This is a genomic window from Paucibacter sp. KCTC 42545 (genome assembly GCF_001477625.1).
Taxonomy (GTDB): domain Bacteria; phylum Pseudomonadota; class Gammaproteobacteria; order Burkholderiales; family Burkholderiaceae_C; genus Paucibacter_A.
This window is the reverse complement of record NZ_CP013692.1, coordinates 1,270,010-1,281,895: the sequence shown is the minus strand read 5'-3', so window position 1 is coordinate 1,281,895 and position 11,886 is coordinate 1,270,010. Positions and strand designations below refer to the sequence as shown.

Below are 11,886 nucleotides of genomic sequence, written 5' to 3'. Positions count from 1 at the left end.
CGCAGCCGACACCGCCGTAGATAAAACCACGTGAACCACCTGGTTTGCGCCCCAACTGTTCACGCCCATGTTCAAGACTCCTTTCCTCGACCTCCCTCCGCTGCGCAGCGCCGCGGGCACCGTGCGTTTGCCGGGCTCCAAGAGCATCTCCAACCGTGTGCTGCTGCTGGCGGGTTTGTCAGAAGGCCGCACCGCCGTGCACGACCTGCTGGATTCGGACGACACCGCCGTCATGTTGGCCTCGTTGAAAGAGCTGGGCTGCGTGCTGGACACCGGTCACGACGGCGTGCTGCATGTCACCGGCATCGGCGCGCAACTGCGCCAGCGCGAAGCCAAGCTTTTCCTCGGCAACGCCGGCACCGCCATGCGCCCCCTCACCGCGGCATTGGCCCTGCTGGCCGCCACTCAAGGCGCCAGCTTCGAGCTCAGCGGCGTGCCGCGCATGCACGAGCGGCCCATCGGTGATTTGGTCGACGCCCTGCGCCTGCTGGGCTGCCAAATCGACTGCCTGGGCAATGAGGGCTACCCACCGTTGCGCCTGAGCGGCCCCTCCGCGCTCAAGCTGGACCAGCCCGTGCGCGTGCGCGGCGACGTGTCCAGCCAATTCCTCACCGCGCTGCTGCTGGCCCTGCCCTTGGTGGCGACCGAGCAGGCCGTGGTGATCGAGGTGACGGGCGAGCTGATCTCCAAGCCCTATGTCCACATCACCTTGGCTCTGCTGGAGCGCTTTGGCATCCAGGTGCAGCGCGAGGGTTGGCAACGCTTCACCATCCCGGCCGGCAGCCGCTATCGCTCGCCCGGTGATATTCACGTCGAGGGTGATGCCTCCTCGGCCTCCTACTTCGTTGCTTTGGGCGCCATCGCGGCCAATGACGAAGCCCTGCGCATCGAAGGCGTGGGCCACGCCAGCCTGCAGGGCGATGTGCGCTTTGTCGAAGCCGCCCAGGCCATGGGCGCGCAAGTTGAGATGGGGCCGAACTGGCTGGAAGTGCGGCGCGGCGCTTGGCCGCTGCGCGGCATCGAGCTGGACTGCAACCACATCCCCGACGCCGCCATGACCCTGGCGGTGATGGCCTTGTATGCCGACAGCCCCACCACATTGCGCAATATCGCCAGCTGGCGGGTCAAGGAAACCGACCGCATCGCCGCCATGGCCACCGAGCTGCGCAAGCTGGGTGCCGAAGTGGAAGAAGGCAGCGACTGGTTGCGCGTTCACCCGCTGCGCGAATGGCATGCCGCCGCCATCCACACCTACGACGATCACCGCGTGGCGATGTGCTTCTCGCTGGCCGCCTTCAACGGCTTGCTGGCGGATCGCGCCCCGGAGCGCATCAAGAACGACCCACAACAAGCGCTCAAGCGCGGTGCCGGTGGCGAGCAACAGGGTGAGCCCGACGCCGCCGTGCCGGTGCGCATCCTCGACCCGCAGTGCGTAGCCAAGACCTTCCCGGACTATTTTGAAACCCTGTTCTCGGTGGTCGAGGCGCGCGCGCAAGACATCCCGGTCATCACCATCGACGGCCCCACTGCGTCAGGCAAAGGCACGCTTGCCGACCAAGTGGCCCATGCCCTGGGCTACATCATTCTCGACTCCGGATCGCTCTATCGCGCTTGCGCGCTGGCGGCTGACCGGGGCGAGGTCGACCTCAACGATGGCGCGGCCGTCGCGGCCGTCGCCGGTGGGCTGAACCTGAGCTTCAAGAATGGCCGCGTCTGGCTGGACGAAGAAGACATCACCGACGAGCTGCGCCGCGAAGCCACCGGCCTGATGGCCTCGCAGGTGGCCGCACACCCAGCAGTGCGCACCGCGCTGAACCAATTGCAGCTGAATTTCCGCCGCTTGCCGGGCTTGGTGGCCGACGGGCGCGATATGGGCACCGCCGTCTTCCCCGACGCCCAGCTCAAGGTATTTCTCACGGCCAGCGCCTCAACGCGCGCCGAGCGGCGGTATAAGCAATTGATTTCCAAGGGGTTTTCGGCTAATATCGTGGGCTTGCGTGAAGATTTGGAGAGCCGGGACGCACGGGATAAAAACCGCGCCGCATCGCCTCTTCTAGCTGCCGCAGACGCACAAATGCTCGACAACTCGGCCCAAACGATTGAGGAATCACTCGATTTGGTGCTGGATTGGTGGGCACAAAAAAGGCCATTTGCCGTTCAGCGTTGAACGACAAATGACCCGGCCGAGGCCTTAAAAACCGAAGCCAAAACGTCGCCAGGGCTCCATTGCCCCGGCGCTGTCAACAACCTAACCCGTAAAGCCCTCACAGGCCTTGCACCCACCGCCTGCGAACAAACGCTTGTTGCAGCAGGTCCAGGAAACCTCATGTCCCAAACCCAAACCGCAGCTTTCGCTCCTGACTCTTTTGCCGCCATGTTCGAGGAGTCGCTGCAGCGCTCCGACCTGCGCGCCGGTGAAGTGATCTCGGCCGAAGTCGTGCGCGTTGAGCACAGCTTTGTGGTTGTGAACGCCGGCCTCAAGTCTGAAGCCTACGTGCCAATCGAAGAATTCAAGAACGACCAGGGCGAGCTGGAAGTTCAAATCGGCGACTTCGTTTCCGTGGCGATCGACGCCATCGAAAACGGCTACGGCGACACCATCCTGTCGCGCGACAAGGCCAAGCGTCTGGCCTCGTGGCTGTCGCTGGAAACCGCACTGGAGTCGGGCGACTTCGTGACCGGTACCGTGTCGGGCAAGGTCAAGGGCGGCCTGACCGTTCTGGTCAATGGCATCCGCGCTTTCCTGCCGGGTTCCCTGCTGGACACACGTCCGGTCAAGGACATGAGCCCGTACGAAGGCAAGACCATGGAGTTCAAGGTCATCAAGCTGGACCGCAAGCGCAACAACGTCGTGTTGTCGCGTCGTGCCGTGGTCGAAGCTTCGATGGGCGAAGAGCGCGCCAAGCTGCTGGAAACGCTGGCCGAAGGCGCCATCGTTCAAGGCGTGGTCAAGAACATCACCGAATACGGTGCGTTCGTGGACCTGGGCGGTATCGACGGCCTGCTGCACATCACCGACATGGCATGGCGCCGTGTCCGTCACCCGAGCGAAGTGGTCACGGTTGGTCAGGAACTGACCGCCAAGATCCTGAAGTTCGATGCTGAGAAGAACCGCGTTTCGCTGGGTCTGAAGCAGCTGGGCGACGATCCTTGGTTCGGCGTTGCTCGTCGTTACCCCACCAGCACCCGCCTGTTCGGCAAGATCACCAACATCGCTGACTACGGCGCATTCGTTGAAATCGAGCCGGGCATCGAAGGTCTGGTGCACGTGTCCGAAATGGACTGGACCAACAAGAACGTTGCTCCTTCCAAGCTGGTCACCCTGGGCGACGAAGTCGAAGTCATGGTTCTGGAAATCGACGAAGACAAGCGTCGCATCTCCCTGGGCATGAAGCAATGCAAGGCCAATCCTTGGGAAGATTTCGCTGAAACCGTCAAGCGCGGCGACCGCGTCAAGGGCCCCGTCAAGTCGATCACCGACTTCGGCGTGTTCGTTGGCCTGGCTCAAGGCATCGACGGTCTGGTGCACCTGTCCGACCTGTCGTGGAACGAAACCGGCGAAGCTGCTGTGCGCAACTTCAAGAAGGGCCAAGAAGTCGAAGCCCTGGTTCTGGCCGTGGACGTCGAGCGCGAGCGCATCTCCCTGGGCATCAAGCAGCTGGACAGCGACCCGTTCACCACCTACACCACGGTCAATGACCGCGGCATGACGGTGACCGGCAAGGTCAAGACTGTTGACGCTCGTGGCGCCGAGATCGAACTGGCCGACGAAGTGCTGGGCTACCTGCGCGCTTCCGAAATCAGCCGTGACCGCGTTGAAGATGCACGCAATGTGCTGAAGGAAGGCGACGAAGTCTCCGCCCTGATCGTGAATGTGGATCGCAAGACCCGCAACATTCAGCTGTCGATCAAGGCCAAGGACAACGCCGACAACCAAGAAGCCATGCAGCGCCTGAGCGCCACTGCTGAGCGCGAAAGCGCCGGCACGACCAGCCTGGGCGCCCTGCTGCGCGCCAAGCTGGACAACCAAGGCTGAGACCGGACATAAATCCCGGAAGGGATTTATGCCTGTCGAAGGCCCAAACGCGATACACGCGTTTGGGCCGGGCAAGCAAGGGTGAGATCAGTGCGCTGTGCTAATCTCACCTCGCTCAAAAAAGGGCTCGTCACTTCCAAGTGCGAGCCCTTTTCAATCCTGTCGCCCCAGGTTTTGCGCAAGAGCTTCTGCCTTTGATTTCTTGCGCAAGTCCTCGGACCCTCCATCGACCGTTTCAGACAACACCACAATGACTCGTTCCGACCTGGTTGCTCTGCTGTCAGACCGCTTTGGCCAACTGGCCCAGCGCGACACCGAATTTGCCGTCAAGACGATTCTGGACGCCATGTCCGACGCCCTGGCGCGCGGCCACCGCATCGAAATTCGCGGCTTTGGCAGCTTCACCGTCAACCGCCGCCCGCCACGCAAGGGCCGCAACCCACGCAGCGGCGAGCAGGTCTTGATCCCTGAAAAACTGGTTCCTCACTTCAAGCCCGGCAAAGCCTTGCGAGAAGGCGTGGACGCCAAAAGCTCGCTCGAAGCCAGCGCGCCTTAAAGTCGGATCAACACCGACAGCGGCTTTGCGCAGAGGTGTGCCGCGGCACCCGTAGAATGCCTACTCCATGCGCATCTTCATCTGGCTTTTCAGAGCCTTCCTCTTCTTCACGCTCTTCGCCTTCGCGCTGAACAACAGCCACGAAGTCGTGGTGCGTTGGTTCTTTGGCCATGAGTGGCATGCCCCCTTGGTCATCATCGTGCTGACGGCCTTCGGACTGGGCTGCGGCTTTGGCGTACTGGCCATGGTGCCGGCCTGGTGGCATCACCGCCGGGTTGCCAAACGCGCGCCGCTTGAAGACAACGCGGCGGCCACGCCAGCCGCCACCGATCCCCTGCCCCCTACCGCGATCCACGATGGAATTTGACCTGCGCTGGCTGCTGTTCGCGCTGCCGGCGGCGTTTGCGCTGGGCTGGTTAGCCTCCAAGCTCGATGCCCGCCAGTGGAAGCGCGAACAGCGCGATGCCCCCAAAGCCTATTTCAAGGGCTTGAACCTGTTGCTCAACGAGCAGCAGGACAAAGCCATCGACGCCTTCATCGAAGCCGTCCAGAACGACCCCGACACCTCCGAGCTGCACTTCGCGCTGGGCAATTTGTTCCGCCGCCGCGGCGAGTATGAACGTGCCGTGCGGGTGCACCAGCATCTGCTGGCCCGCGGCGATCTGCCGCGCGCCGAGCGCGATCGCGCCCAACATGCGCTGGCGCAAGACTTCTTCAAAGCCGGCCTGTTTGACCGTGCCGAGGAAGCCTATGCCGCGCTGCGCGGCAGCGCCTTCGAGAACGAGGCAGAACTGGCTTTGCTGAGCCTGTTCGAACGCTCGCGCGAATGGCGCAAGGCGGTCGAAGTCGCGCGCCATCTGGAGCAAGCCGGTACGGCATCTTTTGCCACCCGCATTGCACACTACTTGTGCGAACTGGCACTCGAAGCGCTGGCGCGTGAGCAGATCGACGAAGCCAAGGGCCTGCTGCAAGAGGCCCGCAAGGCTGCGCCCCAAGCAGCACGCGCCCATGTGCTGACCGGCCAAATGCTGGCCCGCCGCGGCCATGCCGAAGCCGCCATGGCCGCTTACGCCGAGCTGCTGGCCCTGAACCCCGAGGCCTTCAATCTGGTCGCCAAGGACTATGCCGAGGCTGCCTTGGCTTGCGGCAGCGGCAGTGCTGAACGCGCGTTGGCGACCCTCAGCGCCCAGTACCAGCGCACGCCGGGCTTGCATCTGCTGGGTGCCATCGCCAAGCTCGAGCCCGCCGCCGCACAGCAACGCCAGCGTCTCACCGAACACTTGCGCGAGCAGCCCAGCTTGAGCGCAGCGCGCAACCTGCTGGCCGTCAGCGCCTCCAAGCTCAGCGAAGAGGAAGCGCCCCTGGTAGGCGTGGCCCTGGACCGCGCCGCGCGCCCGCTGCAACGCTATCGCTGCGCCGCCTGTGGCTTTGAAGCCCAGCACTATTTCTGGCAATGCCCCGGTTGTTTGAACTGGGACACCTATCCGCCCCGTCACGTCGAAGAACTATGACCCACCCCCGAAGCGCTACCGCGCGTCCCCCTCAAGGGGGCGGCGCCAGCAGCCCGGCAAAGCCGGTTCTGCGGCCCCTGCTTGGCTTGGACATGAGTTCCGCGAAAGATTGAAATGAGCGCTACACGAGTCATCCTCTGCATGAAATGGGGAACCAAGTACGGCCCCGAATATGTGAACCGGCTCTACGCCATGGTGCGCCGCCATCTCGTGGGCGAATTCAAGTTCGTTTGCCTGACCGACCGCACCGAAGGCATCCGCGCCGAGGTGCAGTGCTTCCCCATCCCCGAGCTGACCTTGCCTAATGGTGAGCCCGAGCGGGGCTGGAAAAAGCTGACCACCTTCAGCCCCGACCTCGGCCAGCGCTACGGCCTGCAAGGCACGGCCCTGTTCCTGGACTTGGATGTGGTGATCGTTGACGACATCACGCCCTTCTTTGAAGTGCCGGGCGAGTTTTTGATCATTCACGACTGGAAGCGCCCCTGGCGCATCACCGGCAATTCCTCGGTCTACCGCTTCGAGTTGGGCGCGCACGATGACGTGCTGACGCAGTTCTGCGCCAACCAAGCCCAGGCCAAGGCCGATTTCCGCAACGAGCAGGCGTTTTTGACCGATGTCTTGCACAAGCAAGGCAAGGTCAAGTACTGGGAGTCCAGCTGGTGCGCCAGCTACAAATACCACTGCTTACCCGTCTGGCCGACCAGTTATTGGCGTGAGCCCTTCATCCCCAAGGGCGCACGCATCCTGATCTTCCACGGCGTGATGAACCCGCCCGATGCCCTGGCCGGCCGCAACAACGGCAACTGGCGCCATGCGCGCCCGGCGCCCTGGATCGCCCAGCACTGGTGCGAGTGAGCGTAGAAGGCGTGATGGCATGACGGTCTGGGCAGTTCTGCTGGGCGTGCTGCAACTGCTTGCGGCCGTATTGCTGCTGGTATTGGGCTGGGAAGTGCTGCGGATTTTGCGCGCCCGGGTGCCGGCAAGCGCCCAACAAGTAGCCATCGGCAAAGCCCCGCTGCATGCACCTGCCGCCATCCCGAAAATCATCTGGGCCTATTGGCATGAAAGCCCACCGCCGGCCTTCATTCAGCAATGCCAGGCCAATTGGCGCCGATTTGCACCTGACCATGAATTGCGCCTGTTGCACCAGGGCAATTTCCGACAATGGCTGAAGGACGAGGACGGCGCCCTGCTGAGCCGGCTCGATGCCCTGCCCCATTACCGCCAAGCCGATTGGCTGCGCCTGCAATTGCTGGCGATCCATGGTGGCCTGTGGGTCGATGCCTCGATCTTGCTGTGTCAAAGCCTGGACTGGGTGCATCAAGCCCAGCGCGAGCACAAGGCCGAGTTCGTCGGTTTTTATATTGACCGCTTCACGACCCGGCCCGATCAGCCCATCGTTGAAAACTGGTTCATGGCGGCCCCGCCCGAGAGCCCGTTTGTCAGCGCGCTGGCCGCTGAGTTCGAACTGGCCATCAGCTTGGGCGAAGCGGCCTATCTGGACCGCTTGCGTGAGCAAGGCAAGCTCGACCGCGTGGTTCAAGGTCTTGGCCCTAAGGACCAGCAATACCTCATCATGCATGTGGCCGCGGCCGTGATTCTGGATGCGGGTGAGCAGGCCTATCGCCTCGCCCTGACCCGCGCGGAAGACTCTGCCTTCGCCTTTCACAAGGCCCTGGGCTGGCGCAAGCGGCATCTATTTGCCCGCCTGGCCTGGACGCCCTGCCCCAACCGCCTGCCGGTGCTGATCAAGCTGCGTGGCGGTGACCGACGCGTCTTTGAGCGTGGCGTGGCCAAGGGTCAGGTCTTGCCAGGCAGCGCCCTGGCCAAACTGCTGCAGCGCTGATGGCTCAAACGCCCACGCCCTGGCTCAGCATCCTGCTGCCGGTCTACCGGGTCGAAGCCTATTTACTGGCCTGCGCTGACTCGATTCTTCAGCAGGCCGATGCCGGGGTGGAATTGGTCTTCGTGGACGACGCCTCACCCGACGCCTCGGCCGCCTTACTGACCCAACTACAGCAAACCCACCCGCGCCAGGTGCGCGTGCTGACGCAAAGCCATAACCAAGGCGTCAGCGCGGCACGCAACCGCCTGCTCGACGATGCGCGTGGCGACTACCTCTGGTTCATTGACCCGGACGATTTGGTCGAGCCTGGCGTCATCCCCAAGCTCAAGGCCTTGATTAAGGCCGAGACACCGGATCTGATCATGTGTGACTTCCGAGCCTTCGAGGATGAGAGCGGCCGCGTGCGCAAGCCGCGCCTGGCCCATGTCAGCACTTTTGAGGGCGAAGCCGGCAGCACAGGCCATTTGTGCCATGACCGCGACGCCTTGATCCAGGGCCTGTTCAAGGCGGGGCAGCTGCACCCCTGGTCCAAGATCATCCGCCGCGCCATCTGGCCGGCCGAGCTGCGTTTCCCCCTGGGCCGCATTTTCGAAGACCTAGCCGTGCTGCCGCGTGTGGCTTTGCAGGTCAACAGCTACCACCACGTGCCCGAGGTCTGGGTCGGCTATCGCCAACGCCCCGGCAGCGCGCTGGCTAATTTGTCGGCAGCCCGCATTGACGACTGGATGCAGGCCCTGCTGGGTTACGGCGCGGCAATGAAGGCGAGCGGCACACCCTTCCATGCACAAACCGAGTTTGAGGTGGCCCATTTCAGTGCCCGCACCTTGCTGCGCGCCTGCAAGCGGCGGCGGGCGCTCGGCAACACCGATGCCAAAGGCGATGCCGCCGGCGACCTGAAGCGATTTGCTCAGGAATGGCGCCTCTCTTCGCCGCTGACGGCAGGCCAACTGCTGCAAGCCTATCTGCGCCGCGGCATGGTGCTGCGCGCCCTGCAGTTCTGGCTGTGCCTGCGCCGCGCGAGTTAGAGCGAGAGCAACAAATCCTCGTAGCGCTGGGTCATCAAGGCCACGCCATGCTCGCGCAAAGCCTGCTCACGCGCTGCCGCGCCCAAGGCGGCGGCAAACAACGGATCGCGTAGCAATCGCGCCAAAGCCTCAGCCAAAGCCGCAGCATCTCCTTCAGGCACCAGCAAGCCGGTTCTCTCGGGTTCCAACAAGCCCTCCACCCCCGGCACCAGGCTGGCCACACAGGCACAGCCGGCCGCCATGCCCTCCACCAAGGCCAAGGGCATGCCCTCGTAATGGGTGGACAGCACGCAGATCTGCTGGCTCATCAGCAGCTGCGGCATCTGCGCGTAATGGCCGAGAAATTCCACCTGCGCGCCCAGGCCCAACTCGCTCACCAGCCGCTCTGCGGCCAGCCGGTAGTTGGCCTTGCCCGCGCCAGCCAGAAAGAGCTTGGGGCGCAGGCCTTGCTGGCCCAGCAGGTGCACCGCGCGAATCAGGGTGAGATGGTCCTTCTGGCGCGCAAAGCGGGCCGACATCACCAGCCCGGGCGCGCGTTGTGCAAAGTCTTGCTGCGCAGCGGCGTCAAAGCGCTCCAGCTTGACGCCATTGGGAATGGCCAGGGTCTTAGCCTCGGGCAAGCCCATCTGCACCAAGCGCCGCCGCACGCCTTCTGACACGCCCACCAGCTTGGCTGTGTAGCGGCTCAGCCAGCGCGACTGCGCGGCACGCCAGGCGCTATAGCGCTCGCGGCTGTTGTGCTCCACCTGCGCCAGGGCCGGCACCTTGGCCAACAGCCCAGCCCAGCGGCCGATCAAATGCTCGGGGAAGCCATGCGCCATCAACACGGCCGGCCGCCACTCCACACACAAGCGCCGCAAAGCCCAGATCGTGGCCAGATGCGACCAGCCCGGCAGCACCTCCACCCGCAGGCCGCGCTCGCGCAGCGCTTGCACCCGGGCGGCATCGGTATTGCGTTTGCGGCGCAACACCAGCATGGGCTCGATGCGCGTGCCGGCCAGCGAGGCCAAGCACAAATCAACGGCCACCTGGGTGGCACCGGAAAACCCACCGGTCACGAAGTGCAGCACGCGCACGCGATGCGTCGGCGCGACGCTTGAATTCTCTGGAACGCTCATGCCGGGCAGTATAGAAACAGCGGCGACAATGGCCGGCTATGAGTGAAGATTCTTCCGACCTGCGACCCATCGCACGGCGCTTGTCCGTCTACGTCAAGCCTTACAAATGGGGCGTTGTGCTGACCGTCTTGGCCTATCTGGGCCTGGCCGCGACCGAGCCGCTGATCCCTGCGCTGATCAAGAACGTGTTTGGTGATGGCTTTGCCAAGCAGTCCTTTTCGGTCTGGTGGGTGCCGGTCGTTTTGATCACCCTGTTTGCCCTGCGCGGCCTGTTCGGTTTTCTGGGCCAATACCTGCTGAACTGGACGGTCACGCGCTCGGTGATGGATTTCCGCGCTGCCTTGTTCGACGCCCTGGTTCGCGCGGATGCCCGCGTCTTCACCAGCTTGCAGCCGGGCACGGCGGTGACAAAGGTGGTCAATGACCCGCAGCAAATCATGTCCATGCTCAGCGGCCCGATGCTGAGCATCTTGCGCGACGGACTGCCGGCCCTGGCCATGCTGGGCTATCTGTTCTTCTTGAACTGGCAGCTGACCCTGATGTCGCTGGTGACGACGCCGGCCATGGCCTGGGTGGTGCAGCAAGTCAACAAGCGCATCCGCCGCATGGGCAGCAAAACCTATGACGCGCAACTGCACTTGGTCAACAAGGTCGACGACGTGACCCGCGCCTGGCGCGTGGTGCGCAGCTTTGACGCGGCCGACCATGAGCGCGCGGCCTTTAAGGGCTTGGCCGAGGAAGTGCAGCGCAATGCCTTGAAGACGGCCGCCGCCGGCGCGCTGAGTCAGCCGCTCTCGCAGCTGATTGCCAGCGTGGGCCTGTCGGTCATCATCTGCCTGGCCTTGCTGCAAGCGCGCCAGGCCAATACCGGTGTGGGCGAGTTTGCCGCCTTCATCACCGCCCTGCTCTTGCTGACCTCGCGCCTGCGCCACCTCAGCGATTTGATGCCCCCCATCACCAACGCCTTGGTGATCGCGCGCGGCTGCCTGAGCATCATGGACATGCCGGCCGAGCCCGACCACGGCCAGCGCACGCTGAGCAAGGTGCGCGGCGAGCTGGCCTTGCAAGACGTGCGTTTGCAATACCCCGGCGCCGAGCGCCCAGCCCTGAACGGCCTGACTATGCATTTCAAGGCCGGCCAGACCACTGCCCTGGTGGGAAGCTCAGGCGCAGGCAAAAGCTCCATCATCCACCTGCTGCTGGCCTTTGGTGAACCAGACCAGGGTCAGGTCTTGCTGGACGGCGTGCCCATCAACGAGTTGAAGAAAAGCAATCTGCGCCAGCAGTTTGCGGTGGTCTCGCAAGACATCGTGCTGTTTGATGCCTCGGTGGCCGACAACATCGCCTACGCCCAGCCGCGCGATGACGCCAAGCTGGAGCAAGCCTTGCGCGCCGCCCATCTGTGGGACTTTGTGCAAAAAGAGCTGCCACAAGGCCTGGACACCCTGGTCGGTGCCAACGGCAGCAAGCTCTCCGGCGGCCAGCGCCAGCGTCTGGCGATTGCTCGGGCGCTGTATCGCGACGCGCCGATCTGGGTCTTCGACGAAGCCACCTCGGCACTGGATACCGAGAGTGAACGCGCCGTCCAGCAAGCCCTGGAGCAATGGCAAGGCCGCAAGACCCTGATCGTGATTGCACACCGCCTGTCCACCATCCGCGCGGCGGACACCATTCAGGTGATGAGCCAGGGCCGTGTCACCGAAAGTGGCACCCACACCGAACTGCTGGCCCGCGACGGCGCCTATGCCGCGATGGTGCGGGCGCAAAACGGCGAGTGAATAACTGACTGACTGA

The 11,886-nt window shown here is 63.8% G+C and carries 10 protein-coding genes; 9 read left to right on the top strand and 1 reads right to left on the bottom strand.

Annotation, left to right across the window (positions count from 1 at the left end):
* Window positions 1-67 precede the first annotated feature (67 nt).
* The 8 genes from aroA (at window position 68) to AT984_RS05600 (ending at window position 8,974) form a co-directional block, all read left to right on the top strand.
* Window positions 68-2,167: a 3-phosphoshikimate 1-carboxyvinyltransferase gene (gene aroA / locus AT984_RS05635; RefSeq protein ID WP_058719251.1), complete on the top strand. Its 2,100-nt coding sequence runs from the start codon at window positions 68-70 to the stop codon at window positions 2,165-2,167.
* 159 nt (window positions 2,168-2,326) lie between these two features.
* Entirely contained in the window at window positions 2,327-4,036 is a 1,710-nt protein-coding gene (gene rpsA / locus AT984_RS05630) for a 30S ribosomal protein S1 (protein WP_058719250.1), read from the top strand.
* 250 nt (window positions 4,037-4,286) lie between these two features.
* Entirely contained in the window at window positions 4,287-4,592 is a 306-nt protein-coding gene (locus tag AT984_RS05625; RefSeq protein WP_058719249.1) for an integration host factor subunit beta, read from the top strand.
* Window positions 4,593-4,659: 67 nt separating this feature from the next.
* On the top strand, window positions 4,660-4,959 hold the full coding sequence (locus tag AT984_RS05620; RefSeq protein WP_058719248.1) for a lipopolysaccharide assembly protein LapA domain-containing protein: 300 nt from the start codon (window positions 4,660-4,662) through the stop codon (window positions 4,957-4,959).
* Window positions 4,949-6,103, top strand: coding sequence for a lipopolysaccharide assembly protein LapB (lapB, locus tag AT984_RS05615; RefSeq protein ID WP_058719247.1), 1,155 nt, complete (start codon window positions 4,949-4,951; stop codon window positions 6,101-6,103). The genes AT984_RS05620 and lapB overlap by 11 nt, the downstream gene beginning before the upstream one ends.
* Window positions 6,104-6,244: 141 nt before the next feature.
* Window positions 6,245-6,958: a glycosyltransferase gene (locus AT984_RS05610; protein WP_442952166.1), complete on the top strand. Its 714-nt coding sequence runs from the start codon at window positions 6,245-6,247 to the stop codon at window positions 6,956-6,958.
* A gap of 19 nt (window positions 6,959-6,977) precedes the next feature.
* Window positions 6,978-7,949 carry a glycosyltransferase family 32 protein gene (locus AT984_RS05605; RefSeq protein ID WP_058719245.1) on the top strand — a complete coding sequence of 324 codons (972 nt, stop codon included), beginning with the start codon at window positions 6,978-6,980 and terminating at the stop codon, window positions 7,947-7,949.
* The gene (locus AT984_RS05600; protein ID WP_058719244.1) at window positions 7,949-8,974 is read left to right on the top strand and encodes a glycosyltransferase family 2 protein; all 1,026 of its coding nucleotides are present in this window, start codon (window positions 7,949-7,951) and stop codon (window positions 8,972-8,974) included. Before AT984_RS05605 ends, AT984_RS05600 begins: the two co-directional genes overlap by 1 nt.
* Here AT984_RS05600 and AT984_RS05595 read toward each other — a convergent pair.
* Window positions 8,971-10,092 (bottom strand): glycosyltransferase, encoded by a 1,122-nt coding sequence (locus AT984_RS05595; protein WP_058719243.1) that lies wholly within the window; start codon window positions 10,090-10,092, stop codon window positions 8,971-8,973. The genes AT984_RS05600 and AT984_RS05595 overlap by 4 nt on opposite strands.
* A 38-nt stretch (window positions 10,093-10,130) precedes the next feature.
* On the opposite strand from AT984_RS05595, the gene msbA reads away from it, so the two are divergent.
* A complete protein-coding gene (msbA, locus tag AT984_RS05590; RefSeq protein ID WP_058719242.1) occupies window positions 10,131-11,870 on the top strand; it encodes a lipid A export permease/ATP-binding protein MsbA in 1,740 nt (579 codons plus the stop codon).
* The last annotated feature ends 16 nt before the right edge of the window (window positions 11,871-11,886 follow it).

What these genes read in the sequence shown, in the direction of transcription:
- AT984_RS05605 (WP_058719245.1), top strand. Translation starts at nt 6,978, where the DNA reads ATGACGGTCTGGGCAGTTCTGCTGGGCGTGCTGCAACTGCTTGCGGCC.
- aroA (WP_058719251.1), top strand. Translation starts at nt 68, where the DNA reads ATGTTCAAGACTCCTTTCCTCGACCTCCCTCCGCTGCGCAGCGCCGCG.
- AT984_RS05610 (WP_442952166.1), top strand. Translation starts at nt 6,245, where the DNA reads ATGAAATGGGGAACCAAGTACGGCCCCGAATATGTGAACCGGCTCTAC.
- AT984_RS05600 (WP_058719244.1), top strand. Translation starts at nt 7,949, where the DNA reads ATGGCTCAAACGCCCACGCCCTGGCTCAGCATCCTGCTGCCGGTCTAC.
- rpsA (WP_058719250.1), top strand. Translation starts at nt 2,327, where the DNA reads ATGTCCCAAACCCAAACCGCAGCTTTCGCTCCTGACTCTTTTGCCGCC.
- AT984_RS05625 (WP_058719249.1), top strand. Translation starts at nt 4,287, where the DNA reads ATGACTCGTTCCGACCTGGTTGCTCTGCTGTCAGACCGCTTTGGCCAA.
- lapB (WP_058719247.1), top strand. Translation starts at nt 4,949, where the DNA reads ATGGAATTTGACCTGCGCTGGCTGCTGTTCGCGCTGCCGGCGGCGTTT.
- msbA (WP_058719242.1), top strand. Translation starts at nt 10,131, where the DNA reads ATGAGTGAAGATTCTTCCGACCTGCGACCCATCGCACGGCGCTTGTCC.
- AT984_RS05620 (WP_058719248.1), top strand. Translation starts at nt 4,660, where the DNA reads ATGCGCATCTTCATCTGGCTTTTCAGAGCCTTCCTCTTCTTCACGCTC.
- AT984_RS05595 (WP_058719243.1), bottom strand. Translation starts at nt 10,092, where the DNA reads ATGAGCGTTCCAGAGAATTCAAGCGTCGCGCCGACGCATCGCGTGCGC.